This window comes from Janthinobacterium sp. Mn2066, from assembly GCF_049319705.1.
Classification (GTDB): Bacteria; Pseudomonadota; Gammaproteobacteria; order Burkholderiales; family Burkholderiaceae_D; genus Janthinobacterium.
In genome coordinates this window covers 75,103-101,126 of record NZ_JBMOUF010000017.1, presented here as the reverse complement: position 1 = coordinate 101,126, position 26,024 = coordinate 75,103, and the positions used below count along the sequence as shown (strand labels likewise).

Annotated in this window: 25 protein-coding genes; 16 read left to right on the top strand and 9 right to left on the bottom strand. The window is 59.6% G+C overall.

Going from position 1 to position 26,024, the window contains the following annotated elements; translation table 11 throughout:
* Nucleotides 1–205: 205 nt before the first annotated feature.
* The 10 genes from ACL9RI_RS25950 (at nt 206) to ACL9RI_RS25905 (ending at nt 10,004) form a co-directional block, all read left to right on the top strand.
* Entirely contained in the window at nt 206–1,705 is a 1,500-nt protein-coding gene (locus ACL9RI_RS25950; protein ID WP_422729352.1) for a DUF4080 domain-containing protein, read from the top strand.
* Between the two features lie 69 nt (nt 1,706–1,774).
* Nucleotides 1,775–2,911, top strand: coding sequence for an MlaE family ABC transporter permease (locus tag ACL9RI_RS25945; protein ID WP_422729351.1), 1,137 nt, complete (start codon nt 1,775–1,777; stop codon nt 2,909–2,911).
* Nucleotides 2,908–3,798 (top strand): ABC transporter ATP-binding protein, encoded by an 891-nt coding sequence (locus ACL9RI_RS25940; protein ID WP_422729350.1) that lies wholly within the window; start codon nt 2,908–2,910, stop codon nt 3,796–3,798. Before ACL9RI_RS25945 ends, ACL9RI_RS25940 begins: the two co-directional genes overlap by 4 nt.
* Nucleotides 3,798–4,757 (top strand): MlaD family protein, encoded by a 960-nt coding sequence (locus tag ACL9RI_RS25935; RefSeq protein WP_422729349.1) that lies wholly within the window; start codon nt 3,798–3,800, stop codon nt 4,755–4,757. The genes ACL9RI_RS25940 and ACL9RI_RS25935 overlap by 1 nt, the downstream gene beginning before the upstream one ends.
* A gap of 10 nt (nt 4,758–4,767) precedes the next feature.
* Entirely contained in the window at nt 4,768–5,385 is a 618-nt protein-coding gene (locus tag ACL9RI_RS25930; RefSeq protein ID WP_422729348.1) for an ABC-type transport auxiliary lipoprotein family protein, read from the top strand.
* Nucleotides 5,382–6,569, top strand: coding sequence for a VanZ family protein (locus ACL9RI_RS25925; RefSeq protein ID WP_422729347.1), 1,188 nt, complete (start codon nt 5,382–5,384; stop codon nt 6,567–6,569). Before ACL9RI_RS25930 ends, ACL9RI_RS25925 begins: the two co-directional genes overlap by 4 nt.
* A gap of 40 nt (nt 6,570–6,609) precedes the next feature.
* Nucleotides 6,610–6,927, top strand: a complete 318-nt coding sequence (locus ACL9RI_RS25920) for a (2Fe-2S) ferredoxin domain-containing protein (RefSeq protein WP_422729346.1) — start codon at nt 6,610–6,612, stop codon at nt 6,925–6,927.
* 73 nt (nt 6,928–7,000) lie between these two features.
* Nucleotides 7,001–7,654 carry an alpha/beta hydrolase gene (locus ACL9RI_RS25915; protein ID WP_422729345.1) on the top strand — a complete coding sequence of 218 codons (654 nt, stop codon included), beginning with the start codon at nt 7,001–7,003 and terminating at the stop codon, nt 7,652–7,654.
* Between the two features lie 113 nt (nt 7,655–7,767).
* Nucleotides 7,768–8,913, top strand: a complete 1,146-nt coding sequence (locus tag ACL9RI_RS25910; protein ID WP_422729344.1) for a D-alanyl-D-alanine carboxypeptidase family protein — start codon at nt 7,768–7,770, stop codon at nt 8,911–8,913.
* 164 nt (nt 8,914–9,077) lie between these two features.
* A complete protein-coding gene (locus ACL9RI_RS25905; RefSeq protein ID WP_422729343.1) occupies nt 9,078–10,004 on the top strand; it encodes an aldo/keto reductase in 927 nt (308 codons plus the stop codon).
* Between the two features lie 125 nt (nt 10,005–10,129).
* Here the strand turns inward: ACL9RI_RS25905 and pssA are convergent, their stop codons facing one another.
* Complete coding sequence (gene pssA / locus ACL9RI_RS25900; protein WP_422729355.1) at nt 10,130–10,870, bottom strand: CDP-diacylglycerol--serine O-phosphatidyltransferase; 741 nt, start codon at nt 10,868–10,870, stop codon at nt 10,130–10,132.
* 301 nt (nt 10,871–11,171) lie between these two features.
* Between pssA and ACL9RI_RS25895 the strand changes: the two genes are divergently transcribed.
* Both ACL9RI_RS25895 and ACL9RI_RS25890 read left to right on the top strand, forming a co-directional pair.
* Entirely contained in the window at nt 11,172–12,140 is a 969-nt protein-coding gene (locus ACL9RI_RS25895) for a CAP domain-containing protein (RefSeq protein WP_422729342.1), read from the top strand.
* 107 nt (nt 12,141–12,247) lie between these two features.
* Entirely contained in the window at nt 12,248–12,868 is a 621-nt protein-coding gene (locus ACL9RI_RS25890) for an Hpt domain-containing protein (RefSeq protein WP_422729341.1), read from the top strand.
* Here the strand turns inward: ACL9RI_RS25890 and ACL9RI_RS25885 are convergent.
* The 3 genes from ACL9RI_RS25885 to ACL9RI_RS25875 form a co-directional block, all read right to left on the bottom strand.
* On the bottom strand, nt 12,865–13,077 hold the full coding sequence (locus ACL9RI_RS25885; protein WP_422729340.1) for a hypothetical protein: 213 nt from the start codon (nt 13,075–13,077) through the stop codon (nt 12,865–12,867). The genes ACL9RI_RS25890 and ACL9RI_RS25885 overlap by 4 nt on opposite strands.
* A gap of 77 nt (nt 13,078–13,154) precedes the next feature.
* Nucleotides 13,155–14,132: a patatin-like phospholipase family protein gene (locus tag ACL9RI_RS25880; RefSeq protein ID WP_422729339.1), complete on the bottom strand. Its 978-nt coding sequence runs from the start codon at nt 14,130–14,132 to the stop codon at nt 13,155–13,157.
* A 5-nt stretch (nt 14,133–14,137) separates the two neighbouring features.
* On the bottom strand, nt 14,138–14,956 hold the full coding sequence (locus ACL9RI_RS25875) for an SDR family oxidoreductase (RefSeq protein ID WP_422729338.1): 819 nt from the start codon (nt 14,954–14,956) through the stop codon (nt 14,138–14,140).
* Between the two features lie 76 nt (nt 14,957–15,032).
* On the opposite strand from ACL9RI_RS25875, the gene ACL9RI_RS25870 reads away from it, so the two are divergent.
* Nucleotides 15,033–15,983, top strand: coding sequence for an AraC family transcriptional regulator (locus ACL9RI_RS25870; RefSeq protein WP_422729337.1), 951 nt, complete (start codon nt 15,033–15,035; stop codon nt 15,981–15,983).
* An 18-nt stretch (nt 15,984–16,001) separates the two neighbouring features.
* Here the strand turns inward: ACL9RI_RS25870 and mnmE are convergent, their stop codons facing one another.
* The 5 genes from mnmE to rpmH form a co-directional block, all read right to left on the bottom strand.
* The gene (gene mnmE / locus ACL9RI_RS25865; protein WP_422729336.1) at nt 16,002–17,381 is read right to left on the bottom strand and encodes a tRNA uridine-5-carboxymethylaminomethyl(34) synthesis GTPase MnmE; all 1,380 of its coding nucleotides are present in this window, start codon (nt 17,379–17,381) and stop codon (nt 16,002–16,004) included.
* A gap of 82 nt (nt 17,382–17,463) precedes the next feature.
* Nucleotides 17,464–19,197, bottom strand: coding sequence for a membrane protein insertase YidC (yidC, locus tag ACL9RI_RS25860; RefSeq protein WP_422729335.1), 1,734 nt, complete (start codon nt 19,195–19,197; stop codon nt 17,464–17,466).
* 11 nt (nt 19,198–19,208) lie between these two features.
* On the bottom strand, nt 19,209–19,469 hold the full coding sequence (gene yidD, locus ACL9RI_RS25855; protein ID WP_183741380.1) for a membrane protein insertion efficiency factor YidD: 261 nt from the start codon (nt 19,467–19,469) through the stop codon (nt 19,209–19,211).
* A complete protein-coding gene (rnpA, locus tag ACL9RI_RS25850; protein WP_300751877.1) occupies nt 19,466–19,906 on the bottom strand; it encodes a ribonuclease P protein component in 441 nt (146 codons plus the stop codon). The genes yidD and rnpA overlap by 4 nt, the downstream gene beginning before the upstream one ends.
* 23 nt (nt 19,907–19,929) lie before the next feature.
* Nucleotides 19,930–20,064: a 50S ribosomal protein L34 gene (gene rpmH / locus ACL9RI_RS25845; RefSeq protein ID WP_010401996.1), complete on the bottom strand. Its 135-nt coding sequence runs from the start codon at nt 20,062–20,064 to the stop codon at nt 19,930–19,932.
* Between the two features lie 530 nt (nt 20,065–20,594).
* On the opposite strand from rpmH, the gene dnaA reads away from it, so the two are divergent.
* The 3 genes from dnaA (at nt 20,595) to gyrB (ending at nt 25,922) form a co-directional block, all read left to right on the top strand.
* Nucleotides 20,595–21,992, top strand: a complete 1,398-nt coding sequence (gene dnaA, locus ACL9RI_RS25840; RefSeq protein WP_422729334.1) for a chromosomal replication initiator protein DnaA — start codon at nt 20,595–20,597, stop codon at nt 21,990–21,992.
* Nucleotides 21,993–22,153: 161 nt separating this feature from the next.
* Entirely contained in the window at nt 22,154–23,260 is a 1,107-nt protein-coding gene (gene dnaN / locus ACL9RI_RS25835; protein ID WP_131378250.1) for a DNA polymerase III subunit beta, read from the top strand.
* Between the two features lie 163 nt (nt 23,261–23,423).
* On the top strand, nt 23,424–25,922 hold the full coding sequence (gene gyrB / locus ACL9RI_RS25830) for a DNA topoisomerase (ATP-hydrolyzing) subunit B (protein ID WP_422729333.1): 2,499 nt from the start codon (nt 23,424–23,426) through the stop codon (nt 25,920–25,922).
* Nucleotides 25,923–26,024: the final 102 nt, after the last annotated feature.

The window sequence follows — 26,024 nt, the reverse complement described above, 5'->3', positions numbered from 1 at the left end:
GACAAAGCGTTGTGTTTGTCAGCTGCGAAGAAGGAAGAGTATGAAGCGTTTCGCACATTTCGTCAACCTTCTTTTTTACCCGCTTCATTCAGCATTTGCATGCGTCGTTCTGCGAGGGGGCGAACTATAGCCAAGTCCGGACGGTTACGCAAGCTTTTCTTCCATAGCCGCGTAAAATGACGGTTTTCCCTGATCTGCGCCCGTCATGACCATCCTGCTCTCTACCCTGAACGCCCGTTATACCCATGCTTCGCTGGGGCTGCGCTATCTGCTGGCCAATATGGGACCGCTGCAGGCACAGACGCGGCTGCAGGAATTCGTGATCGGCACCAAGACCACGGAACTGGTCGAGCGCATCCTGGCGAACAAGCCGCGCATCATCGGTTTCGGTGTCTATATATGGAACGTGGAAGAAACCACCAAGCTGGTCGCCATGCTCAAGCGCGTGGCGCCGGAGGTCATCATCGTGCTGGGCGGACCGGAAGTGTCGCATGAGCCAGGCGAACAGGAGATCGTGAAGCTGGCCGACTACCTGATCACGGGCTGGGGCGACGTGACTTTCCCCAAGCTGTGCGGCGAAATCCTGAACGGCCCGAAACCATTGATGAAAATCCATGCGGGCGTGCAGGCGCCGCTGGCCGAACTGCAACTGCCCTACTCTTTATATACGGAAGACGATATCAAACATCGCACCATCTACGTGGAAGCTTCGCGCGGTTGCCCTTTTAAATGCGAGTTCTGCCTGTCGGCGCTGGACAAGACAGCCTGGCCGTTTGCGCTGGACAATTTCCTGGCCGAAATGGAATCGCTACATGCGCGCGGCGCCCGTTTGTTCAAATTCGTCGACCGCACCTTCAATCTGAATATCAAGACCAGCCTGAAGATCATGCAGTTCTTTTTAGACAAGATCGCCGCCAACCCGGACGACCCGATCTACGCCCACTTCGAACTGGTGCCCGACCATCTGCCCGATGCACTGAAGGAGGGAATCAGCAAGTTCCCGCCCGGTGCGCTGCAATTCGAAATCGGCATCCAGAGTTTTAACCCGGACGTGCAATCGCTGGTGAGCCGCAAGCAAGACAATCAAAAGGCAGCCGACAATATCCGCTGGCTATGCGAAAAATCGAACGCCCACTTGCACGTGGACTTGATCGCCGGCCTGCCAGGCGAAGATGAAGCCAGTTTCGCCGCCGGCTTTAATAAACTGGTGGCCCTGAATCCGCATGAAATCCAGTTCGGCATCCTGAAACGCCTGCGCGGTACACCGATTATTCGCCATACCGAGCAATTCGGCATGGTGTACGACCCGCATCCGCCCTATACCATCCTGGCCAACAAGCAGCTGGACTTCATGAGCATGCAGCGCCTGGTGCGTTTCGCCCGCTATTGGGACCTGGTCGCCAACTCGGGCCGTTTCGCCAATACGGTGCAGTGGATGCTGGGCGATGCGCCCTTCGAGAACTTCATGGATTTCTCAAACTGGCTGTACGCGCACACGGACGCCACCCACCGCATCGCCATGGAGCGGCTGGCCAAGCTGGTGGCGCAATGGCTGCAAACGCGCGGCCTGAGCGCAGCTGAAGCAAATGCCTTGCTGGCCAGCGATTATGCGGGCGGCGCCCAGGCGCATGCCCACAGCCACGCGCCCAAGACGCGCCCGGAGGTCACGTTGCCGCAGCGCCAGGCGCGCCATCTTGCCGCCTAAGGTGTGCTGGTAAACATAGCAAAATGAACATCGGTGGCGGTCTGGGCCAATCTCCCTTAAACTGGTGCGATGCCCACTGTCCAATCGCCGATACTGACTCTCTCCCAGACCAGCTCCCAACAGGGAGCTCTTGTGACTGCCAGCGGCACCTGGCAGGTGCATGCGCTGGCGCACGACAATGCCATCAAGGCCATCGAAGCCCAGCTCAAGCCTTTGCTTGGTGACAAGAATGTCAGCTGGGACTTGTCGCAAATTGCGAGCATGGACCATATCGGCGCCCAGTATTTCTGGAATGCCTGGGGCAAGGCGCGTCCCGCCCAGCTGACCCTGGCGCCTGCGCAGGAAGAATTTTTCAAGCGCATCGAGGAAACCGGGACGCTGGAAATGCCGGCCTCCCGCGCCAACCGGCTGACGCCGGTGATGAAGCTGGGCATGGCCATCCTGCTGTTTTTCGAGCATTTGAAGGGCTTTATTGCCCTGGTGGGCCAGGTGACGCAGGATACGGCGCGCTTTATCCGCCACCCGCTGCGCGGCCCCTGGCGTGAAATTTCCGCCAATATCTACCATGCCGGCTTCCAGGCGCTGGGCATCACGGCGCTGGTCGGCTTTCTGATCGGCGTGGTGCTGTCGTATCTGTCTGCACAGCAATTGCGCGCCTTTGGCGGCGATATCTATCTGGTCAACCTGCTGGGCATGAGCGTGATCCGCGAACTGGGGCCGTTATTGGCGGCGATCCTGGTGGCCGGCCGTTCCGGTTCATCGATCACGGCGCAGTTGGGCGTGATGCGTGTCACGGAAGAGCTCGATGCCATGCTGGTGATGGGCATTTCGCACGGTTTCCGCCTGATCATGCCGAAAGTATTGGCGCTGGCCATCTCCATGCCCCTGCTGGTAATCTGGACCGATACGGCCGCACTGATCGGCGGCATGGTGGCAGCCAAGACGGAACTGAATTTATCAGCACGTTATTTCGTCCAGAAACTGCCCGATGCCGTTCCGCTGGCCAACTACATGATCGGCCTGGGCAAGGGCGTTGTCTTCGGCATCCTGATCGCCCTGATTTCCTGCCACTTTGGCCTGCGCATCAAGGCCAATACGGAAAGCCTGGGACGCGGCACCACCACCGCCGTCGTCACGGCCATTACCGTGGTGATCCTGGCGGACGCCGTGTTTGCCATCGTCTTCAATGGAGTGGGCTACCGATGACAGACAATCTTTGCAGCCCGGCCAGGGAAGGCCAGTTCAATCTGCACGGCGACGCGCCCGTGGTGGAAATCACCAATCTGTGGACCAAGTTCGGCCGCACGGTGGTGCACCAGGACTTGAACCTGGAAATCGAACGCGGTGAAATCCTCTCCATCGTGGGCGGCTCCGGCACGGGCAAGACGGTCTTGCTGCGCCAGATGCTGGGCCTGGAACATCCGGCGCGCGGCTGCGTCAAAGTGTTTGGCGAAGATATCAATCAAGCCAGCTCGGAACAATTGCAGCAATTGCGCAACCACTGGGGTATGTTGTTCCAGCAAGGCGCGCTGTATTCGGCCCTGACCGTGTTCGACAATGTCGCCCAGCCCATGCGCGAATTGCGCGTGCTGCCGGAAGCGCTGATACGCGACGCCGTGTTGCTCAAGATGAATATGGTGGGCCTGGGCCCGGAGCATGCGGCCAAGATGCCGTCGGACTTGTCGGGCGGCATGATCAAGCGCGTGGCGCTGGCGCGCGCCCTGGCGCTGGAACCGAAGCTGCTGTTTCTCGATGAACCAACGGCTGGCCTGGACCCGGATCTGTCGGAAAGTTTCGTCAGCCTGATCCAGTCGCTGCACCGCGAACTGGGCCTGACGGTGGTGATGGTCACGCATGACCTCGACACCCTGTTCGCCCTGTCCACGCGCATCGCCGTGCTGGCGGCAAAACACGTGATCACGATCGGCCCCACGCGCGAGGTGATCCAGTTCGATCACCCATTCATCAAGCAATTTTTCCTTGGCGACCGCGGCAAGCGCGCGCTGGAAGCGCTCGATGAAAAGAATAATGGAAATGACAACGCTGCAGCGCCAGGCGAACACGCCGGCATAGACAAGAAAGCGGAGAAGTAATGGAAAACAGATCACATGCCCTGATGACGGGCTTTTTCACGCTCACCCTGCTGATCGCCGCCATCCTGTTCGGCGTCTGGTTCAACCGCGACCGCGTGGAACGGGTGCCCTACTTGCTGGCCACCACCTTGTCAGTGCCGGGCCTGAACCCGCAAGCTACCGTGCGCTACCGTGGCCTGGAAGTGGGCAAGGTGGACGCCATCGATTTCGATACGCAAAAAGCGGGCCAAATCCTGGTGCATATCAGCGTTGCGCCCGATACGCCGGTGACCACCACCACCTTTGCCAGCCTGGGCTACCAGGGCGTCACGGGGATTGCTTATATTCAACTTGACGATGAGCATGTGGGTTCCAAATTGCTGGGGACCAGCAAGGAACAGCCGACCCTGATCCCGCTGCGCGCGGGCTTGCTCGACCAGCTGGAAAAGCGCGGCAAGCGCATCCTCGACCAGGCGGAACAGATTACCAACAAGGTCAACAACCTGCTAAGCCCGGACAACCAGGCGGCCATGCTGGGCGCCTTCACGGAAGTGAGCAAGGCGGCCAAGGCGTTTGGCGCGATTCCCCAGCAGCTGCAGCCGACCCTGGTGCAATTGCCGCAATTGACGGAACAGACGCGGCAAACCCTGACGGCCGTCAGCACGGCCAGCAAGAACGTGTCTGACCTGACGCAAACCTGGAAAAAACTGGGCAACGATATCCAGGCGCCAGGCGGCGTGCTGGACAAGGTCAATGGCACGGTCGACAAGGTGGGCAACTCGGTGGAAACGGTGGCCAACGGCGTGGCACTGGAAGTACTGCCGCAAGTCATCGACCTGAGCGGCGAAGCACGTTCCTCGATGCGCGCCCTGAAAACCACCATGAGCACGCTCAACGAACAGCCGCAAAGCATCTTGTTTGGCGCCCCCGACATTCCGCCCGGTCCGGGCGAACCCGGCTTTTCGGCGCCAGGCAAATAAGGAGAACCCCATGTCCATCTCTCGTCCAATCACCGTATTGACCCTGGCCACTGCCTTGTTGCTGGGCGGTTGCGCCAGCCGCGGCCCGGTGCCCACTTTCTATGATTTCGGCCCGGCCGGTGCCGGCATGACTGCGGCACAACAAACGGCGGCGCCGCTGCCGGTGCTGGTGATTGCCGACGCGAATGGCCCATCCTGGCTCGACAGCCAGCGCATGTATTACCGTTTGCTGTACGCCGATGCGCAGCAATCGCGGCCGTATGCCTACAACCGCTGGAATACGCCGCCGCTGCAACTGCTGAGCCAGCGCCTGAAGACACGTGTCGCCCAGGGCGGCGTCAAAGTGCTGTCGACCACCGATGCGGCCGGCGGCGTACCGCTGCTGCGCATCGACGTCGATGATTTTTCGCAAAACTTCGATACCCAGACGCAAAGCAGCGGCCATGTTTCGCTGCGCGCCTCGCTGTTCCGCGGCCACCGCCTGATCGACCAGAAAACCTTCAGCCGCAGCAGCGACGCCCGCAGCGCCGATGCGCAAGGGGGCGCGCAAGCGCTGGCGTCCGCCTCGGACGCCATCGCCGCCGACCTGCTCACCTGGCTGGGCACGCTGAACATACCGAAAGAATGACTGTCCCGGAAACCGCCGACAGTCAGCCAGCAGCGCTGCCGCCCCTGAGACACTCGCCGCTGGCGCGCGCAGCGCTGCTCGCCTATGTTTTCCTGATCGTGTATGCCAGCTGGTTTCCGTTTACGGGCTGGCGCAGCACGGGCCTGTCGCCGTTCACCTTCCTGGAAAACACGGCCATGCCACGCTACTGGACCGGTTTCGACGTGGGCATCAATATCGTCGGCTACGTGCCGCTGGGCGCGCTGATCGTGTATTCCCTGTTTCCGCGGGTCACGGGCTGGCTGGCCATCCTGATCGCCAGCCTGTGCGGCGTGTTCATTTCCGGCAGCATGGAAACCGTGCAAAGCTACCTGCCCAGCCGCGTGTCATCGAACCTGGATTTCTATACCAATTCGGCCGGCTGCTGCGCGGGCGCCATCATCGGCGCGCTGTCGGCCCGCAAGCTGCTCGATCAAAGCCGCTTGCTACGCTTGCGCCAGCGCTGGTTTGCCCAGCACGCCAGCCAGGGCTTGATACTGGTCGCGCTATGGCCGCTGGCGCAAATCTATCCGCAAGGCTATCTGTTCGGCCTGGGACAATTGCTGCCGATTTTGTCGGACTGGCTGTCGACACTGGTGGGTAGCGACATCGACCTGGCCGCCTACCTGCGGCCCGATACCATCTTGACGGTAGAACAGTATTGGCTATCAGAAACCATCATCACGGCTTGCGGCATGACGGGCGCCGTGCTGACTTTGCTATGCCTGCTGCGCCGTGGCGCACCGCGCGCCACCATGATGCTGCTATTGATAGGCGGCGCGCTGGTGGTGCGCTCCATGGCCAGCGCCCTGCTGTTTTCGCCCCAAAACGCTTTTGTGTGGATTACGCCAGGCGCCCAGGGCGGCTTTTTGATCGGCCTGATCATGCTGGGCGGCCTGGCCTTCGCCCCCCATGTGGCGCAGCGCCGGGTGGCGACCGCCACATTACTGCTGAGCCTGGTCATGGTGAATATCACGCCGATCAATCCTTATTTCATGTCCACCTTGCAAGGCTGGGTGCAAGGCAAGTTCCTGAACTTTAATGGCGCGGCGCAATTCCTGGCCTTGCTGTGGCCATTCGTCACCTTGTGGTTCCTGTGCCTGCCTTCGCACAGGCTGAATCGGCAAGAAGATGTACAGCGCCAACGTCGCGGCGACCCTCCATAAGCGTTATGATGGCGCATTGAGAATATCGCAGGAGAACTGTATGAGCGAAGCATCGTATTTTGAACGCCACGTTTTTTTCTGCATGAACAAACGTGAAGACGGCCGCAACAGCTGCGGCGACCATGGCGCGGAAAGCGCGCAAAAACATTGCAAGCGTCGCATCAAGGACTTGAACATGAATGGCGCGGGCAAGATCCGCATCAACCAGGCTGGCTGCCTGGACCGCTGCGAAGAGGGACCGGTGCTGGTCATCTACCCGGAAGCGACCTGGTACACCTATGTCGACAACAGCGATATCGATGAAATCATCGACACCCACCTGGTGGGCGGCAAAGTCGTCGACCGCCTCAAAATTTAAGCAGTGTTGATTTAATCTTTATTCATCTCACGCTTTAACTTTAATTTAAGCCTACGTCACCAGTATGAGCATCATGAACAGAAACTCGGAAAAATTTACCCTTGCCGGCCATGCAGGCAGCATGGAAGGCTTGCTCGATTTCCCGGCAGACACCCCGCGCGGCATCGCACTGGTTGCCCATCCGCATCCGCTGTATGGCGGCACGATGGATAACAAGGTCACGCAAACCCTGGCGCGCGCCTTTGTCGCCCTCGGTTATGTGGTGGCGCGCATCAACTTTCGCGGCGTCGGCGCTTCGGAAGGCGTGCACGACCATGGCGCAGGCGAAACCGACGATATGCAACTGCTATACGAACACATGCTCAAGCTGTACCCCGGCTTGCCAGTAGCCTTGTCCGGCTTCTCGTTTGGCACCTTCGTGCAGTCGAAACTGCAGGAACGCCTGAGCGCCGCCGGTACCCCGGCCGAGCGCCTGGCGCTGATCGGCAGCGCGGCCGGCAAATGGGCCATGGCCGACATTCCTGCCGACACCATTTTGATCCACGGCGAGCTCGACGAGACAATTCCCTTGTCCGCCGTGTTCGACTGGGCGCGGCCGCAAGACATTCCCGTGATCGTGATTCCGGGCGCCGACCACTTTTTCCACCGCAAGCTCAATCACATCAAGAATCTGGTGATCGCGCTGTGGCATGGCGATAAACCGGTATCGGCGCAAGACGAGCACTGAAGTGTGGGCTTACTACCATTTCCACGGCTATAATTAGTCCGTTTTTTCCACGCGACCGTGTCAGCATAAGCGACATGGTCCTCAGCCTTCATCTTTTTCGCAGACCAGCCTCCATGAAAAAACTCTTAGCGGCACTGGCCTCCAGTGTACTTTTCCTATCTTCCGCCTTTGCGCAAACCATTCCGGCCCCGACCATCGCCGCCAAGTCCTGGCTGCTGCTCGACGCCACCAGTGGCCAGATCATTGCTTCGCAAGATCCGAATGCCCGCATCGAACCGGCGTCCCTGACGAAGATCATGACGGCATACCTGACGTTTGCCGCCCTGCGTGAAAAGAAACTGACGCTCGATCAAAAAGTGAATGTCTCCGTGCACGCGTGGAAAGTCGATTCCAGCAGCTCGAAAATGTTCATCGATCCTGCCACGCCAGTCTCCATCGATGACTTGCTGCATGGTTTGATGATTCAATCGGGTAACGACGCCGCCGTGGCGCTGGCCGAAGCCGTCGCCGGCGATGAAGGCACGTTCGTGGTGCTGATGAACCGCGAAGCGCAACGCATGGGCTTGAAAAACACCCATTTTGGCAACCCACACGGCTTGCCTAGCCCTGAGAACTATTCCACGGCACAAGACTTGTCCGTGCTGGCCTCGCGCGTGATCCTCGACTACCCGGAATTCTATAAAATCGATTCCATCAAGAGCTTTACCTACAACAAGATCACCCAGCCTAACCGCAACCGCCTGCTGTGGCTCGATCCTACCGTTGACGGCATGAAAACGGGCCACACGGAAGCGGCCGGCTTTTGCATGATCGCCTCGGCCCGCCGCCCTGGCGGTTCGGGCGAGCGCCGCCTGATTTCCGTGGTGCTGGGCACCACCTCCGACCAGGCCCGTACGCAGGAAAGCCAGAAGCTGCTGAACTGGGGCTTCCAGAACTTCGATACGGTCAAGCTGTACTCGAAAGGCCAGGCCGTGGCCACGCCGGAAGTGTGGAAAGGCTCGAAAGGCACCGTGAAAATCGGTTTCGCGCGCGACGTGCTGGTGACCGTACCGAAAGGCGTTGCCGCCAAGATGAAACCAGTGCTGGAACGCAAAGATCCGCTGGTGGCGCCATTGGCCGAGAATGCACCGGTCGGCAAACTGAAAATGATGGTCGACGATAAAGTGCTGCTGGAACTGCCAGTGGTGGCGCTGGAACCGATCAACCAGGCCACCATCTTTGGCCGCGCCTGGGATTCGATGCGCCTGTGGCTGAAATAATCGCCAGCCCGCCATCGTCCCCATGAAAAATGCCCGCCATGCTGCGGGCATTTTTTTTCGCGGCCAGGATAGCAAGTGGAAGCGCTACCATCTCCTGCACTCATTGCTCAATTGCTGGCTATAATCATCAGGATTATCCACCCGCCTTCATCAGAAAGCCTTCCATGAGCCAAGTACTACCCGCCAGCTTGCAGTCGCCACGCAGCCGCCTCAGTCCCACTGGTCCCGAATTGTCGCGCATCGTCGCCGGCATGTGGCGCATCGGCGAATGGAACATGACGGCGCAGCAACGCCTGGCGTTTATCGAGCAATGCCTGGCCCTGGGCGTGACCAGCTTCGACCATGCCGACATCTATGGCGACTACAGCGCCGAAGGCCTGTTTGGCGAAGCGCTGGCCTTGCAGCCGGGCTTGCGCGACAAGATGGAGCTGGTCAGCAAATGCGGCATCAAGCTGCTGTCGCAGCACCACCCCAGCCATGAGATCCAGCATTACGACACCAGCGCGGCGCACATCACCGCGTCGGTCGAGCAATCCTTGCGCCAGCTGCGCACGGACCGCCTGGACTTGCTGCTGATCCACCGTCCTGATCCGCTGATGAACTTCGATGAAATCGCCGGCGCGTTCACGCAATTGAAGAACGCGGGCAAGGTGCTGCATTTCGGCGTGTCGAATTTCAGCCGCCACCAGTTCGAGAGCCTGAACCGGCGCTTCCCGCTGGTGACGAACCAGGTCGAGTTTTCGCCGCTGCACGTGGCGCCGCTGTTCGATGAAACCTTCGATGGCTTGCAAGACCTGAATGTGTCGCCGATGATCTGGTCGCCGCTGGCCGGTGGCCGTTTGTTCCAGGGTGGCGATGCGAACGTGGAAAACCTGCGCAATGTCATCAAGGCCATCGCCGACGCGCATCAGCGTCCGTTTGCCAGCGTGGTGTTTGCGTGGATCATGCAACTGCCATCGCGCCCGCTGCCACTGACGGGCACCGGCCGCATCGAAGCGGTGGGCGTGGCCGTGGAAGGCACGCAATTCACGCTCAGCCGCAACGAATGGTTCACCATCCTGCGCGCCGCGCGTGGGCACGAGGTGGCGTAACAGTCTGAACGCCTAATAAAACCGTAGCGAGCGGAAGTCAGTTGTGGCTAAGAAGCGCAGCTGTGCGCATGCACAGTGAGCATCGCAGGCCGCAAATCACGACGCGCAGCAGGTTTATAGGCGTTCTAATCCATCTCGTCGGGATCGTTGAATACCTGGGGCAAGGCAATACCGCGCCACCCCAGGTACCACGCCAGGTTCAACACCAGCGTGGCGACGATGTAGACGGCGAAGAAGAAGGCAAAGAAACTGGTTTTCAGCCACACCAGCGCGGCGATTGCCAGGATCAGCACCAGCAAGGCGGCCAGGCTTTTCTTTTGCTTGGAGCTGGGGAAACGCAAGGTCGACACCATCAGGCTGCCCACGCCCACCAGCAACAGCATCAGCAGATAGCTGTGCAGCTGTGCATCGATCGGCGCCGGCCACGCCACCACCACGGCGGCCACGCAGGCAGCGCCGGCCGTAATCGGCATGCCGACAAAATACAGCGGGTCGGTACGGCCCACGTTCACATTGAAACGCGCCAGGCGCATGGCGCCGCAGGCCACGAAGAAAAAGCTGGCCATGCCGCCAAAACGCAGCAGCAACGGATCATGCACGCCCATCTGCACAAAACCATAGCAATACAACAAGACCGCTGGCGCACAACCGAAATTCATCACGTCGGCGATCGAGTCAAGCTGCACGCCGAACTGCGAACTGGTGCCGGTGGCGCGCGCCACAAAGCCATCGAGCGCGTCAAACACCCCGGCCAGCACCAGCAGCACGGCCGCCAGGCGGTACTCGGCGGGGTCGCCCACACCGGCGTTATCGACGGAAATAACGATGCTGGCAAAGCCACATGCTATCGAAAGCAAAGTCACCATGCTGGGCAAGGCGTATTTGGCGCGGTGAAGGCGCGACTTGGGCAAGGTGTTCAAATTATGGACAATCAAAAAAATCAGTATAAAAGCAGCGGAAACGCAAACGATGCACTATGCTCATTCTACCCTGCGCGCGTGCGGCACCGCAGATGTGGACAGCCGCACACAGCAATGAGATATCTTTGCAATGATGCTCTACAGCACATAAAAATGCCTTAGAATCGATTCACAAGGTTGCCGCCTTGCCAGTATCCGTTCATATTCAGCTCGACTATCAGCCTTACCTTTTGACACAGGAGCCAGCTTGATCGCCTCATCCCAGCGTTGGAAACCATGGATCCCCGCCCTCTTGACCGCAGCATTGCTCAGTGCCTGCGGCGGCGGGGGCAGCGATACGAGTAACAACACGGCGCTATCGCCATCCACGCCGGCGTCGCAATTGACGCAGGAACCGGGGGCACCGGTCGCGACCAACAACATCGCCACGGACGGCTATAACTGGATCAATTACCGGCGCGGCCAGATCGGCCTGGCCAGCCTGTCGCGCAACAGCCTGATCGACCGGGCGGCGCAGGGGCACTCCGATTATCTGAAAGCCAATAACACGGTATCGCACGAGCAGGTTGCCGGCAAACCCGGTTTCACCGGCGTCAAGCTGGCAGACCGGCTGAGCAATGCCGGCTATGTGATCAACACATCCAATTCCTATGCCTACGGCGAAGTCATCGCCGGCGCCGCGAATACCTCGGGCTTTTACCTGGCCGAAGAATTGATCACCGCCATTTATCACCGCTTCGTCATCTTTGAACCGATCTTCAAGGAAGCCGGCGCGGGCGCCGCCGTCAGCACCAGCGGCTACGCCTATTTCACCACCGATTTTGCCGCCAACAACGGTTATGGCCCAGGATTGTCGAATGGACAAGTCGTCACCTACCCGTTCAATGGCCAGACCAAGGTGGCGACCAGTTTCTCCAGCGACAACGAATCGCCCGATCCCGTACCGAACCAGGATATCGTCGGCTACCCGATCAGCATCCATGCGAACATCTACGACACCCTCAACGTCACCAGCTTCACCGTGCGCCAGCGTGGCGCCAGCAGCGATTTGACGGTGCTGCTGCTGAAAAAAGCCACTGACACGAATACGCCGGCCTCGGCCGCTTCCATCATTCCCCTGTCCACGCTGTCGGCGGCCAGTACCTATGATGTCAGCTTCACCGGCACCGTCAATGGCGCAGCGGTCGTGCGTACCTGGTCATTTACTACCCGCTGACGTGAAGACATCAAACGAACACGGCCTCAAGGATATCCGGATGTAGAATTGCTGTTCCCGCTTTTCACGTAATCGACAAGGTTCGGGCTTTACCCTGCAGATCAGCCATGCTGAAACAAAACGCCACTTGCGATGACGAGGCCGCCACGGCTCCGGTTCTCGATATCGAGACCGGACTGGGCCGCATTATGGGCGACCGCATCCTGTACCTGAAAATCCTGCGCCGCTTCCTGCACGACCATGGCGCCACGCCCTGCCAGATCCGCAGCGAATTCAAGGCTGGCAACTATGCCTCGGCCCGGCTGAAAACCCATAGCCTGAAAGGCGCTGCCGGCATGATAGGCGCCCACCGCGTCCATGCGCTGTCGCTGGCCCTGGAAGCATCGCTGCGCGCCCAGGCGCCTGATTTGCAACAGCAGATGCAGCAACTGGAACTGGCGCAGGATCAATTATTGAAGGCAGTCAGCAACCTGCTGGGCACGCCAGAGGAAAAACATATCGCGGCGCAAGACATGGCGCCCGATCCGGCCGCCCCCGCCATCCAGCTGCTGCTGGCGCGCCTGGCCAGCCATTTGCGCGAAGGCGACGGCGCAGCCATCGATATCCTGGAAAATTCCGCCACCCTGCTGGCCGCCAGCCTGGGCGTCAACGTGTATCAGGAAGTGGCGGCGGCCGCGCATGAATTCGATTTCGACGCCGCCCTGGCGGCGCTGTTGCGCTGCCGCTAAGCCTTCCAAGCCTGGTATTGCGCTTCTTCCGCATACGCCGCGCTGCAATTCCTGCCGCAAAAACGGCGCACCGCATCGAGTGGCTTATCGCAATACCAACACGCGCCCTTGGGCGGCAAGACCGCGATCAGTTCCGGCGCAGAAGGCAATGACAGGCTTGCTGTCATGTCCCGCTCGCCTTCCACGACTTCCGGCTGTGTGCTCTCCATGGCGCTTCCTTTCCTAGCGGCACTTCAAGGCCGCTCAGCAAGATTACGCCAGCGCTGTTTGCCGTATATGACAATTCTCAATGGGCGCTTGTCTGCAAGGAAAACTTATGTAGAGGCTCCTGATCCAGCAGTGCGAGGATCCGTGGCATGGCGTTCTTTGCCGCCTGATAACCCGCCATGATGGCTTGCGTACGCTGGGCAGCGTCGTGCATGTCGGTCACGCTCACGCTGGGGGCGATCAGCACATCGGCTTCCAGCATTTCCGGACGGCTCACGAGACAAGTCTGGGTATGCGCAACCTTGGCAAACGCCGTCAGGAATGAACTCCCCTGCTGGCGCGGACTTTGGCAATAAATATCCACGCCGATAACCACCTCCGCCCCCATCGCACGGGCAAAGCGCACCGGCACCAGGCTGGAAATGCCCCCATCGACCAGTGGACCGCGCGCTGAAGGAACGGCGGGCATTGCGCCAGGCACCGCGGCCGATGCGCGTATCGCCAGGCCCGGGTCGCCGGTTTCAATCAAGACCGCTTCACCACTCTCGATCAGCGCGGCCACGGCGCCGAAGCGGCGCGGCATGGCTTCGATCGCCGTATTGCCCGCCATTGCGGCGGCCCACCGCTCCAGGGCGTCGCCACGCATGAAAGACACCGTGCTCAGCCGCCAGTCAGTCAGGCTTCCGATATCCGCCTGCAGTGCAAGCTGGCGGATATCGGCGGCACTGCGGCCACTGGCATAGGCGGCGCCGATCACGGCGCCAGCCGATGTGCCGGCAATCGGTCCGACCTCGACACCCGCTTCTTCCAGGGCCAGCAGCACGCCGACATGCGCATAACCGCGCAGCCCGCCGCCGCCCAGCGCCAGGCCCAGCACGGGACGCGCGCCGGCATGACGTGGACGAAGGATGGCATCGCCGCGCACCTGCGCCAGGCTGCGTACTTCCGCCACGCCGGTCACCGTATCGTGCCGCTGGCTGACGCAGCCAGCCATCAGCAGGCCGGCCAGCAGCAGGCAGGCGCAGACGCACCATGGCAGCCACGGGAGGGCTTTCACGGGAGTCATTTTTTCATCCGCATCATGGCGCGCATTCCGGACAGGAATTGCTCGTCCGTGCTATTCCAGCGCGCATGGGCCAGATGGAGACTGTCGGCGCCCGCCGCAAAGCGCAATTGATCGGACTGGTCGTTGGCGGCGGTAAAGATGGTCTCGGCAACGTCTTGCGCTTCGGTAATGGCGCCGGGACTCGCCCATTGCGCCATCAATTGTCCTGCGTAAGCGGCGTAGGCCGGGGATACCAGGCCATTCATGCGCTCGCCTGCGTTGGCCGTGAAGCGCGTATTCGGACCATAGCCAGGCTCGACCAGTTTGACGCGCAAGCCGACGCAATCGAGTTCATAAAACAGCGACTCCGTAAAACCTTCGATGGCAAATTTGCTGGCCGCATACGGGGCGACCAGCGGCATGCCGGCAAAACACACGCTCGACGTCACATTGATGATCATGCCTTCGCCCGCTGCGCGCATGCCCGGTATCACGGCTTGCGTCATGGCCATCACGCCGAAAGTGTTTGTTTCAAACACTTCGCGGATGGTCGCGGCCGGCGTGGCTTCAAATGCCGAAAACAGGCCGATGCCGGCATTGTTGACCAGCACGTCGATCTTGCCAAAGGCCGCCTGGCCCAGGCGTATGGCGCCGCTTATGCTGTCTTCATCCATAATATCGAGCGGGACCACGCAAAGGCGCTCGGCCGGCCCCTGCAGCAAGGCGGGATCGGGCTTGCGCATGGTGGCGATGACATTCCAGCCCTGCGCCAGAAAGTGCTCGGCCGTCGCCTTGCCGTAACCCGAGGAACAACCTGTGATCAATACCGTTTTCATGTGCATCTCCTTTAAAAAGTAAGATTCATGATAAGGTGCTTGACCAAGACGATCCATAGCGGGTAGTCTTTGAATCATGCGCGATCATCTAAATAGTGACCCTCTAGCTGCCATCGTTGGCCTCTTGCGGCCACGCACCGTCCTGTCGAAATTCGTCAGCGGCTCAGGCAGCTGGGCGGTGCAATACCCAAACTATGGCCAGCCCAGTTTCTGCCTGATGCTGGAGGGTTCCTGCTGGATGCAGCTCGACGCCAGCGCACCATTCCTGATGGAGCCTGGCGATTACATCCTGTTGCCCGCCACGCCGGGCTTTCGCATGGGCAGCGACCTGGCCGCCCTGGAACGGCCGGTTACGCGCATCGCGGAAGCGAGTCCGACCGGGGAAGTGCACCATGGCAACCAGCAAGACGCGCCTGCCATCCGCATGCTGGGCGGCTACTTTCTATTCGATCCCACCAGCGCTCCGCTGCTGGTGAGTTTGCTGCCGTCCGTGATCCATATCAAGGCTGCCGATAGCGGCGCAGACCACCTGGCCTGGATCGTGCGCGCCATCGGCACGGAAACGCAGTCGCAACGGCCGGGTGCCGACGCCATCCTGATGCGCCTGGTGGAAGTGATGCTGATTGAAGCGCTGCGCTGGCAACCGCCGGCAGGGCGAGAGGCAATGTCCGGCCTGCTTGCCGGCCTGAGCGATACGCGCATGGCGGTGGCGCTGCGCCTGGTGCATGCCGATGTGGCCAGGCGCTGGACGGTGGAAGACCTCGCCGGCCAGGCCGGCATGTCGCGTGCCGCGTTTGCCGCGCGCTTCATGCAGGTGCTGGGTATTCCCCCCATGGAATACGTGCTGCGGTGGCGCATGGCCCTGGCCAAGGACATGTTATGGCACGATGGCCTGTCCCTGGGGGAAGTGGCGCATGCGATCGGTTATCAATCGGCCAGTGCCTTTAGCACGGCCTTCAGCCGCTCGGTTGGCCTGTCGCCGAGCGCTTTTGCGCGCAGCAGCCGCGCTGCGACGGCCGCGCAATAAGCAGAAACCGGATCCGTCTTATTTACCGATACAGAAACGGCTGAAAATCACGCCCAGCAAATCGTCGGGCGAGAATTCACCGGTGATGCTCGACAGTTGCACCTGCGCCAGGCGCAGTTCTTCGGCGAACAGGTCCAGCGACTGGTCGTCCTGGGCCGCGTGTTCGGCAGCGATATTCAAATGCTTGCCGGCAGATTTCAAGGCGATCAGATGGCGTTCGCGCGCCAGATACAGCGATTCGCCCGTCTGTTGCCAGCCGGCGATGCGCAGCAGTTCGGCGCGCAACAGGTCGATGCCCAGATGGTCGTGCGCCGACAGATACACGTGGGTGGCGTCCGGCAACACATCCACGCTGGGCTTGTGGCCGGATAAATCGATCTTGTTCCATACGCGCACCACGGGCACGCCTTCGGGGAAGGCGGCGACGATGGTTTCATCGGCCAGGGTCGGGCCCTGGTCGGCGTCGAGCAAGTGCAGGATCACGTCCGCCTTGCCGATCTCGCCCCAGGTACGCTCGATGCCGATGCGCTCGACGGCGTCGATGTTCTCGCCGGCATTGCGAATGCCGGCCGTGTCGATGATGTTGAGCGGTATGCCTTCGATCTGGATGGTTTCGCTGACCTTGTCGCGCGTGGTGCCGGCGATCGGCGTGACGATCGCCACGTCGGCGCCGGCCAGCGCGTTCAGCAACGACGATTTACCCACATTGGGCTGGCCGGCCAGCACCACGTTCAAGCCTTCGCGCAGCAGCGCGCCTTGCGCCGCCTGGCTGAACACTTTATTCAAGGCCTCGATCACGGCTTTTAATTGGCCACGCGCATTCGATTTTTCCAGGAAGTCGATTTCTTCTTCCGGGAAATCCAGCGTGGCTTCGACCAGCATGCGCAAGCCCGTCACTTGCTCCACCAGTTCGTGGATGGTCTTGGAAAAAGCGCCCGACAGCGATTGCGAGGCCGATTTTGCCGCCGCTTCGGTCGACGCATCGATCAGGTCGGCCACCGCCTCGGCTTGCGCCAGATCCAGCTTGTCGTTCAGAAAAGCACGGCGCGTGAATTCGCCGGGCTCGGCCAGGCGCAAGCCGCTGTCCTTGCCCGCTTCCAGCACCCGCGCCAGCAGCAATTGCAGCACCACCGGGCCGCCATGGCCCTGCAATTCCAGCACGTCTTCGCCCGTGTACGAGTTCGGTCCCTTGAAGTGGATGGCGATGCCCTGGTCGATCAGGCTGCCATCGGCCTGCGTAAACGGCAGGTAGCTGGCGTGGCGCGGTTTCAAGGCCTGGGTCCCGAACAGGGCTGTCATCAGGGGAGCGAGATTTTTGCCGGAGGCGCGTACCACGCCGATGCCGCCGCGTCCGGGAGCGGTGGCGATGGCGGCGATAGGGGAAGAGTCGAGTTTCATGGGGATATTGTAGATTATTTCAGGGCAAAAGCAGGCGCAAAAAAAGCCCGCGCGAGGCGGGCTTTCGGTTCGCGGGCCGTGCTTACTTGGCGGCGGCTGGCGCGTATTTCTTGGTGATCACCCATTGCTGGCCGATCGACAGGACGTTATTGACGACCCAGTACAGTACCAGGCCCGATGGGAAGAAGAAGAACATCACCGAGAATGCCAGCGGCATGAACAGCATCATCTTCGCCTGCATCGGATCGGCCGGAGCCGGGTTCAGCTTGGTCGTGATAAACATCGAGATCGCGTACAGCACTGGCAGGATGCACCATGGGTCATGCTGTGCCAGGTCGGTGATCCAGCCGATCCATGGCGCGCCTCGGATTTCCACCGACGCGTTCAGCACCCAGTACAGGGCGATAAAGACCGGCATCTGGATCAGAATCGGCAGGCAGCCGCCCAGCGGATTGATCTTTTCAGTCTTGTACAGCTCCATCGTGGCCTGGTTCATCTTTTGCGGATCGCCTTTATAGCGCTCGCGGATCGCCTGCATCTTCGGCGTGACCAGTTTCATCTTGGCCATGCTGCGGTAGCCGGCAGCCGACAGCGGGAAGAAGGCCAGCTTGATCAGGATGGTGAAGGCGATGATCGTCCAGCCCCAGTTACCCAGCACGCTATGGATGTGTTCCATGACCCAGAAGATCGGCTTGGCGATGATGGTCAGCCAGCCATAATCCTTGACCAGTTCCAGGCCAGGCGAGACAGGCTCGAGCAGGTGGGCGATTTGCGGACCGGAGTACAGCTTGCTGTCCAGCGCAGCCGAGGCGCCAGGCGCCAGGGTCGGCAGGGACACCACGTTGCCTATCGCGTACAGGTTGGTCGACAGTTTCTTGGTGAAGATATCGCGTGCGATATTTGCTGGCGGGATAAACGCCGAGACAAAGAAGTGTTGCGAAATAGCAAACCAGCCGCCGTCCGCTTTTTGCGGATGCAAGCCCTTCATGGCCGCGTCCGTGCCTTTTTTCTCATCTTCCAGGGTGGCTTTTTCGATTTTCTCGAACGTCAGCTTCTGGTACTTGTCTTGCGGCGTGTACAGGGTCGGGCCCGTGTAGCTGCTGTTGAAGAACGAGTCGCCCACCGGCTTGTTGCCGTCATGAACCAGTTGCATGTACAACTGTGGCGAAACTGGCGTGGTGCCCACGTTCGATACACTATCGCGCACATCGATCACATAATCGCCGCGGGTAAAGGTAAACGTCTTGGTCAGCTTGACGCCGCCTTGCACGGCTTCCATCACCAGTTGAATCTGCTTGCCGTCACCCAGGGTGCGCACGCCAGGCAATACCGTGAAACCGGTGTTATGCGTAGGGAAAGGACCGCCAATCAGACCCGATTGCGCCACATACGTATGGTTCGCGCCTTCGTCGAACAGCACTTCATTTTCCTTGCCGGCGTCAGGCTGGCAAGCCTTGAACAGGCCGAAGCAGCCGCCGAACCAGCCCGGATTGCCCGCGCCCTTGAATTTCAGCAATTCCAGACGCTTGACCTGGGCACCCAGCGTGTCGATATCGACCTTGATGACATCGGTGGTGATGGTAATGCGCTCGCTCTTGAAAGCGGCGGGATCAGCGCTATCGCCAGGCGCGCCTGTGGTCACACCGCCGGTCGCCGGCAAAACGGTCGCGGCTGGGGAAACGGGGGCCTTCGCGGTTTGTTCCGTGTTCGAGGAGAACATCGACGGCTTGCCGTTCGAGATCATCCATTCGTTCCAGAGAATTACCAGCGAGACGGAAAACACGATCCACAGGATGGTACGTTTATTGATATCCATTAGGGTATTTGTCAGGAGTGGTTGCAACCGCAAGCGGTCGTTGAAGATTGTTTGCCATCGGCCGGTGGTACCGGATCGACGCCCCCTTCATTCCAGGGGTGGCAGCGGCAGACGCGTTTGGCAGCCAGCAGGCTGCCCTTGGCGGCGCCGTGCACGCGCAACGCTTCCATCGCATAGTGCGAACAGCTAGGATAGAAACGGCAATTCTGTCCCAGCACGGGGCTGATCAGTAACTGATAAGCACGCAGCAAGAACAGCAGCAGGGTTTTCATGGCACGGACGGTGGTGGCGCCGCAGCGGACGAGCGGGCCTGGGCGGCGACTTGCGCCGCAAACAAGCGGCTCAGTTCATCGCGCAGTTCGGCCTTCAGCCTGGCCGTGGTGGCCGGACCATCCTTGCTGTTGACGGCGCGCGACAGGCGCACCACACAGTCGACCGGCGGCAGCGCGCTGTTGCGAAACAGCTCGCGCGTCACGCGCTTGATCGTGTTGCGGGTCGCCGCGCGGGGCGCGAAACGCTTGGCCACAACGACGCCCAGCCGCGCATGCGGCAATTGATTATGTCGGGTGTACAGCACAAAATGCGCTGTTTTTTGCGAAGGGCGCAAACGAAAAACGGATGAAAATTCATCCGTTTTAACGATACGCCGAAAGCGCGCGAAGTCGTGTGAACCTTCGCGAAAATTGCCGACTGGAGTACAGCTAGCCACGCGATCAGCTGTCAACGACAAGCCTAGACGGCCAGACGTTTGCGGCCTTTTGCGCGACGTGCGTTGAGCACATCACGGCCACCACGGGTAGCCATACGAGCGCGGAAGCCGTGCGTACGCTTACGGCGAACGACGGAAGGTTGGTAAGTACGTTTCATGTTGGTCTCGCTAAAAACAAAAAAAATGCAAAATCGGGTCTGACGTCCCGTCAGTTTTTGGTGCCAATGACAATCGCGCACTTATGCCAAGGCACAAGCTGGCCAATCTCATCGCCCGCTGAAACGCGTAGCAAATCTGCTACTGCGTCGTTAATCCACGCTTAGTCCATATTGTCGTTCCAAATGAATAAACACGGAATACGGGCGGGGAACCCTGAATTATTCAGCATATGGCCCCCTGTTGTCAAGGATTGCCGTGATCGCCAGGGATTTTCCACTTGGCATCATAGGGCGCTATGCCGCATCAGCACTCGATGGCGGCGAAAAACAGTGAGGATAAGTCGCGTCTTATGCACATGCCGCCACGCACCCCACATAAAAATAAGCGTCGCGCCTGTGGATAACTTTGACGGTCGGGAGTAGAATAGCGCGTTACGTGTGGCGAGCCCTCGCGCGACGCCGGCCTTGCAACACGGTGACCGCAGGGCAGAATCGATACGCCCTCCCACACCTTTTCACATAGACGATTCATGGATAATTTCTGGCAGGCCTGTTCCGCGCAGTTGGAACTGGAGCTGACACCGCAACAATTCAGTGCGTGGATAAAACCGCTTATCCCTCTCGATTACGAAGAGGGCAAGCTGCGCATTGCTGCGCCCAATCGATTCAAGCTCGATTGGGTCAAGACCCAGTTCGCCAGCCGCATCACCGCATTGGCGGTGCAATACTTTGAAGCGCCCACGGACGTGCAGTTCGTGCTCGATCCGCGCCTGGCATTGCCTAAAAAACCAGTTGCCGCCAGCACCCCGGCCAGCGATCCGAATGGCGGCGCGCCCAGTGCGCGCAGCGCCGTGGAAGCGCCGCCGAGCGTGCCGGAACTGAGTATCGGCGCCGCGCCGCGCCGCGAGCAAAGCCGCATCAACACTGATTTGACCTTCGACAGCTTCGTCACCGGCAAGGCCAACCAATTGGCGCGCGCCGCCGCGATCCAGGTGGCGAACAATCCCGGCGTGTCGTATAACCCGCTGTTCTTCTACGGCGGCGTGGGCCTCGGCAAGACCCACTTGATCCATGCCATCGGCAACCAGGTGATGGCCGACAATCCGGGCGCGAAGATCCGCTACATCCACGCAGAACAGTACGTTCGCGACGTAGTGACCGCTTACCAACGCAAGGGTTTCGACGACTTCAAGCACTACTATCACTCGCTCGACATGCTGTTGATCGATGATATTCAATTCTTCGGCGGCAAGAGCCGCACGCAGGAAGAGTTCTTTTATGCGTTTGAAGCACTGATTGCTGCCAAGAAACAGATCATCATCACCTCGGATACCTATCCGAAAGAAATCACCGGCATGGATGACCGTTTGATTTCGCGCTTCGACTCGGGCCTGACGGTGGCCATCGAACCGCCGGAACTGGAAATGCGCGTGGCGATCCTGTTGAAAAAAGCCAAGCAGGAAGGCGTGACCTTCTCCGACGACGTGGCGTTCTTTGTCGCCAAGCACTTGCGCTCGAACGTGCGCGAACTGGAAGGCGCGCTGCGCAAGATCCTCGCCTACTCGCGTTTTCATGGCAAAGACATCACCATCGATATCGTCAAGGAAGCCCTGAAGGACTTGCTGTCGGTACAGAATCGCCAGATTTCCGTGGAAAACATCCAGAAAACGGTGGCCGACTTCTTCAATATCAAGGTGGCCGACATGTATTCGAAGCGCCGTCCGGCCAATATTGCCCGTCCGCGCCAGATCGCCATGTACCTGGCCAAGGAATTGACGCAAAAGAGCTTGCCGGAGATCGGCGAACTGTTCGGCGGCCGCGACCACACCACCGTGTTGCACGCGGTGCGCAAGATCGCGCTGGACCGCACAAAAAATCCGGAATGCAACCACGAATTGCACGTTCTTGAGCAAACTTTAAAAGGCTAGAGCACGCAGCCGCAACACTGGCTCAAATCGTGCTTTACCCTTATTATCTGGAAGAGGGTCCGCGGCTGATCCGTCGGACTTTGCAGAGCAGCTTCCAGAGCAACATTGTTAAATAAATACGTTAAACTAAGTATTGTTAAACCTATAGATTGAGGATAAATATGCAATTGGTCAAAACCACCCGAGATACCCTTCTCCGGCCACTGCAGATCGTGAGCGGTATTGTCGAGCGTCGGCACACTATGCCGATTCTGGCCAATATCCTCATCCGCAAAGACGGTGAAAATGTCTCCTTCCTGTCCACCGACACCGAAGTGCAGATCACCACGCACGCGGAAATCGGTTCGGGCGCCGATGTGACGGGCACCACCGTGGCCGCACGCAAGCTGCTCGACATCCTGCGCGCGCTGCCGGAATCGGGCGACGTCACGATGACCCTGCTGAACAAGCGCCTGACCGTGCAAACGGGCAAGTCGCGTTTCGCGCTGCAAACCCTGGCGGCGGAAGAGTTTCCAACCGTGCAACAAGCGGAAAGCTATAACGCGACCGTCACCCTGCCCCAAAAAACCCTGAAACACCTGTTCAACATGGTGCATTTCTCGATGGCGCAGCAAGACATCCGCTATTACCTGAACGGCTTGCTGCTGGTTCTCGATGGCAATAACGTGATCGCCGTGGCGACCGACGGCCACCGCCTGGCCTTCTGCCAAGTGGCGACCGAGCAAACTTTTGCGCGCCAGGAAGTCATTATTCCGCGCAAGACCATCATCGAACTGCAGCGCCTGCTGGAAGAAAACGATGAACCAGTACAACTGGACATCGCCGCCAACCAGGTCAAGCTGACCTTTGCCGACATCGAGCTGATCTCGAAACTGGTGGAAGGCAAGTTCCCTGACTACACGCGCGTGATTCCAAAGGGTTATAAAAACGACTTCACGATCGGCCGCGATGAACTGCTGCGCTCGCTGCAACGCGCCGCCATCATGACCAGCGACAAGTTCAAGGGCGTGCGCTGCATCATCACCCCGGGCAGCATGAAGATCAGCTCGACCAACGCCGACCAGGAAGAAGCGGTCGAGGAACTGGAAATCGACTACGGCGGCGATGCCGTCGACATCGGCTTCAACGTGACCTATTTGCTGGACGTGCTGAACAACCTGAAGTGCGAATATGTCAACATCGCGCTGGGCGACTCGAATTCGTCCGCCTTGATTTCCATCCCGGACAATGCCGACTTTAAATATGTCGTCATGCCGATGCGCATTTAATCAAAGGGGTCAGACCCGCCGGGACTCGGCGTCCCCGTCTGACCTCAGCAGTTGCCGTTGGCTTAAATGCAATATCACGCAATCAAGAAACCCAATGAAAAGCTGGGGTCAGACCCGAAGGCTCTGACCCCGGAACAGTACCAGTTAATTGAGAAAGCAGTCCATGTCCGAGAATCCACAAGACACCCCGATCCAGGCCAAAACGGAAGAATACGGCGCCTCCTCCATCCAGATCCTGGAAGGCCTGGAAGCCGTACGCAAACGCCCCGGCATGTATATTGGCGACACCTCGGACGGCACCGGCTTGCACCATCTGGTGTTCGAGGTGCTGGACAACTCGATCGATGAATCGCTGGCCGGCCACTGCACGGAAATCCACGTCACCATCCACGCGGATAATTCGATCTCGATTACCGACAATGGCCGCGGCGTGCCGACCGGCCTGAAAATGGACGACAAGCACGAGCCGAAACGCAGCGCTGCCGAGATCGTCATGACCGAACTGCACGCAGGCGGCAAGTTCGACCAGAACTCGTATAAAGTATCGGGCGGCTTGCACGGCGTGGGCGTATCATGCGTCAACGGCCTGTCGAAACTGCTGAAACTGACCATCCGCCGCGACGGCAAAGTCCATTACATGGAATTCGTGCGTGGCGTGCCGCAAAACCGCATCGTCGAAATGCGCGATGGCGTGGCCGTTTCGCCTATCCAGGTCATCGGCGACACCGACAAGCGCGGCACCGACGTGCACTTCTGGGCCGACGAAGAAATTTTTACCCACGTGGAATTCCACTACGAAATCCTGGCCAAGCGCATCCGCGAACTGTCCTTCCTGAACAATGGCGTGAACATCAAGTTGTCCGACCAGCGCACGGGCAAGGAAGAAGTATTCGCCTTCGAAGGCGGCACCCGTGGTTTCGTGGAATACATCAACAAGGCCAAATCGGTCTTGCACCCGACCATTTTCCAGGCCACCGGCGAGCGCCAGTCGGACCAGGGCACCAATATCACGGTCGACGTGTCGATGCAGTGGAACGATGCCTACAATGAACAAGTCTTGTGCTTCACCAATAACATCCCGCAACGCGACGGCGGCACCCACTTGACGGGCCTGCGCGCAGCGATGACGCGCGTGATCAACAAATACATCGACGAACACGAATTTGCCAAGAAGGCGAAAGTGGAAATCAACGGCGACGACATGCGCGAAGGCTTGACCTGCGTCTTGTCGGTGAAAGTGCCGGAACCGAAATTCTCGTCGCAGACGAAAGACAAGCTGGTCTCGTCCGAAGTGCGCGGCCCGGTCGAAGAGATCGTCGCCAAGACCCTGGCAGATTACCTGCAAGAAAAACCGAACGACGCCAAAATCATTTGCGGCAAGATCGTCGAAGCGGCGCGCGCGCGCGAAGCGGCCCGCAAGGCGCGCGACCTGACCCGCCGCAAAGGCATCATGGACGGCCTGGGCCTGTCGGCAAAGCTGGCCGATTGCCAGGAAAAAGACCCCGCCCTGTGCGAACTGTACATCGTCGAGGGTGACTCGGCAGGTGGCTCGGCAAAACAGGGGCGCGACCGCAAGTTCCAGGCGATTCTGCCGCTGCGCGGCAAGGTGCTGAACGTGGAAAAAGCCCGTTTCGAAAAAATGCTGTCCTCGGAGCAGATCACCACCCTGATCGCCACCCTGGGCACCTCGATCGGGCCGGACGAATTCAACGTCGAAAAACTGCGTTACCACCGCATCATCATCATGACCGATGCGGACGTCGACGGCGCCCACATCCGCACCCTGCTGCTGACCCTGTTCTACCGCCAGATGCCGCAACTGGTCGAGCGCGGCCACATCTACATCGCGCAACCGCCGCTGTACAAGGTCAAGGCCGGCCGCGACGAGCGCTATCTGAAAGATGACGCCGAAGAAGCCACCTACATGATGACGGTGGCCCTGAACACGGCCGTGCTGGTGCCAAAAGAAGGCGCTGACGGCCTGTCCGGCGACACCCTGGCCGAACTGGTACGCAAGTTCAACTTGTCGAACAGCATCATGACGCGCCTGACCCGCGTGATCGACCGCGCCGCCCTGACCGCCATCATGACCGGCGTGCAGCTGGACCTGTCCACGCTGGAACTGGCCGACACCTCGGCGCAAGCCCTGCAAGCGGCCATCAACGACACGGCCGTGACAGTGCACGTACGCTCCGACGAGCTGTCGGAAAAACACGTGCTGCGCATCGAACGCATGCATCACGGCAACGTCAAAGTCAGCTCCATCGACGCCGACTTCGTACAAGGCCCCGACTACGCCGTCCTGGCCAGCGGCGCCTCCACCTTCCAGGGCCTGATCGGCCCAGGCGCATTCGTGCGCCGCGGCGAAGGCGAGCGCATCAAGGAAATCGCCGTCACCGACTTCCACCAGGCCATCCAATGGCTGCGCGACGAAGCCGAACGCACCGTCACCAAACAGCGCTACAAAGGACTGGGCGAAATGAACCCGGACCAACTGTGGGAAACCACCATGGACCCGACAGTGCGCCGCTTGCTGAAAGTGCAGATCGAGGATGCGATTGCTGCGGATCAGATCTTCACCACCTTGATGGGCGATGATGTTGAGCCACGGCGTAACTTTATTGAAACCAATGCGCTGCGGGCGGGGAATATTGACGTTTAACTATAGTTCTTGATTTATATCAAAAGCCAATCTTTCAAGATTGGCTTTTTTATTGCCATAATACATTTCTTATTTTATGAAAAAGCTATAGAATTTTATTTT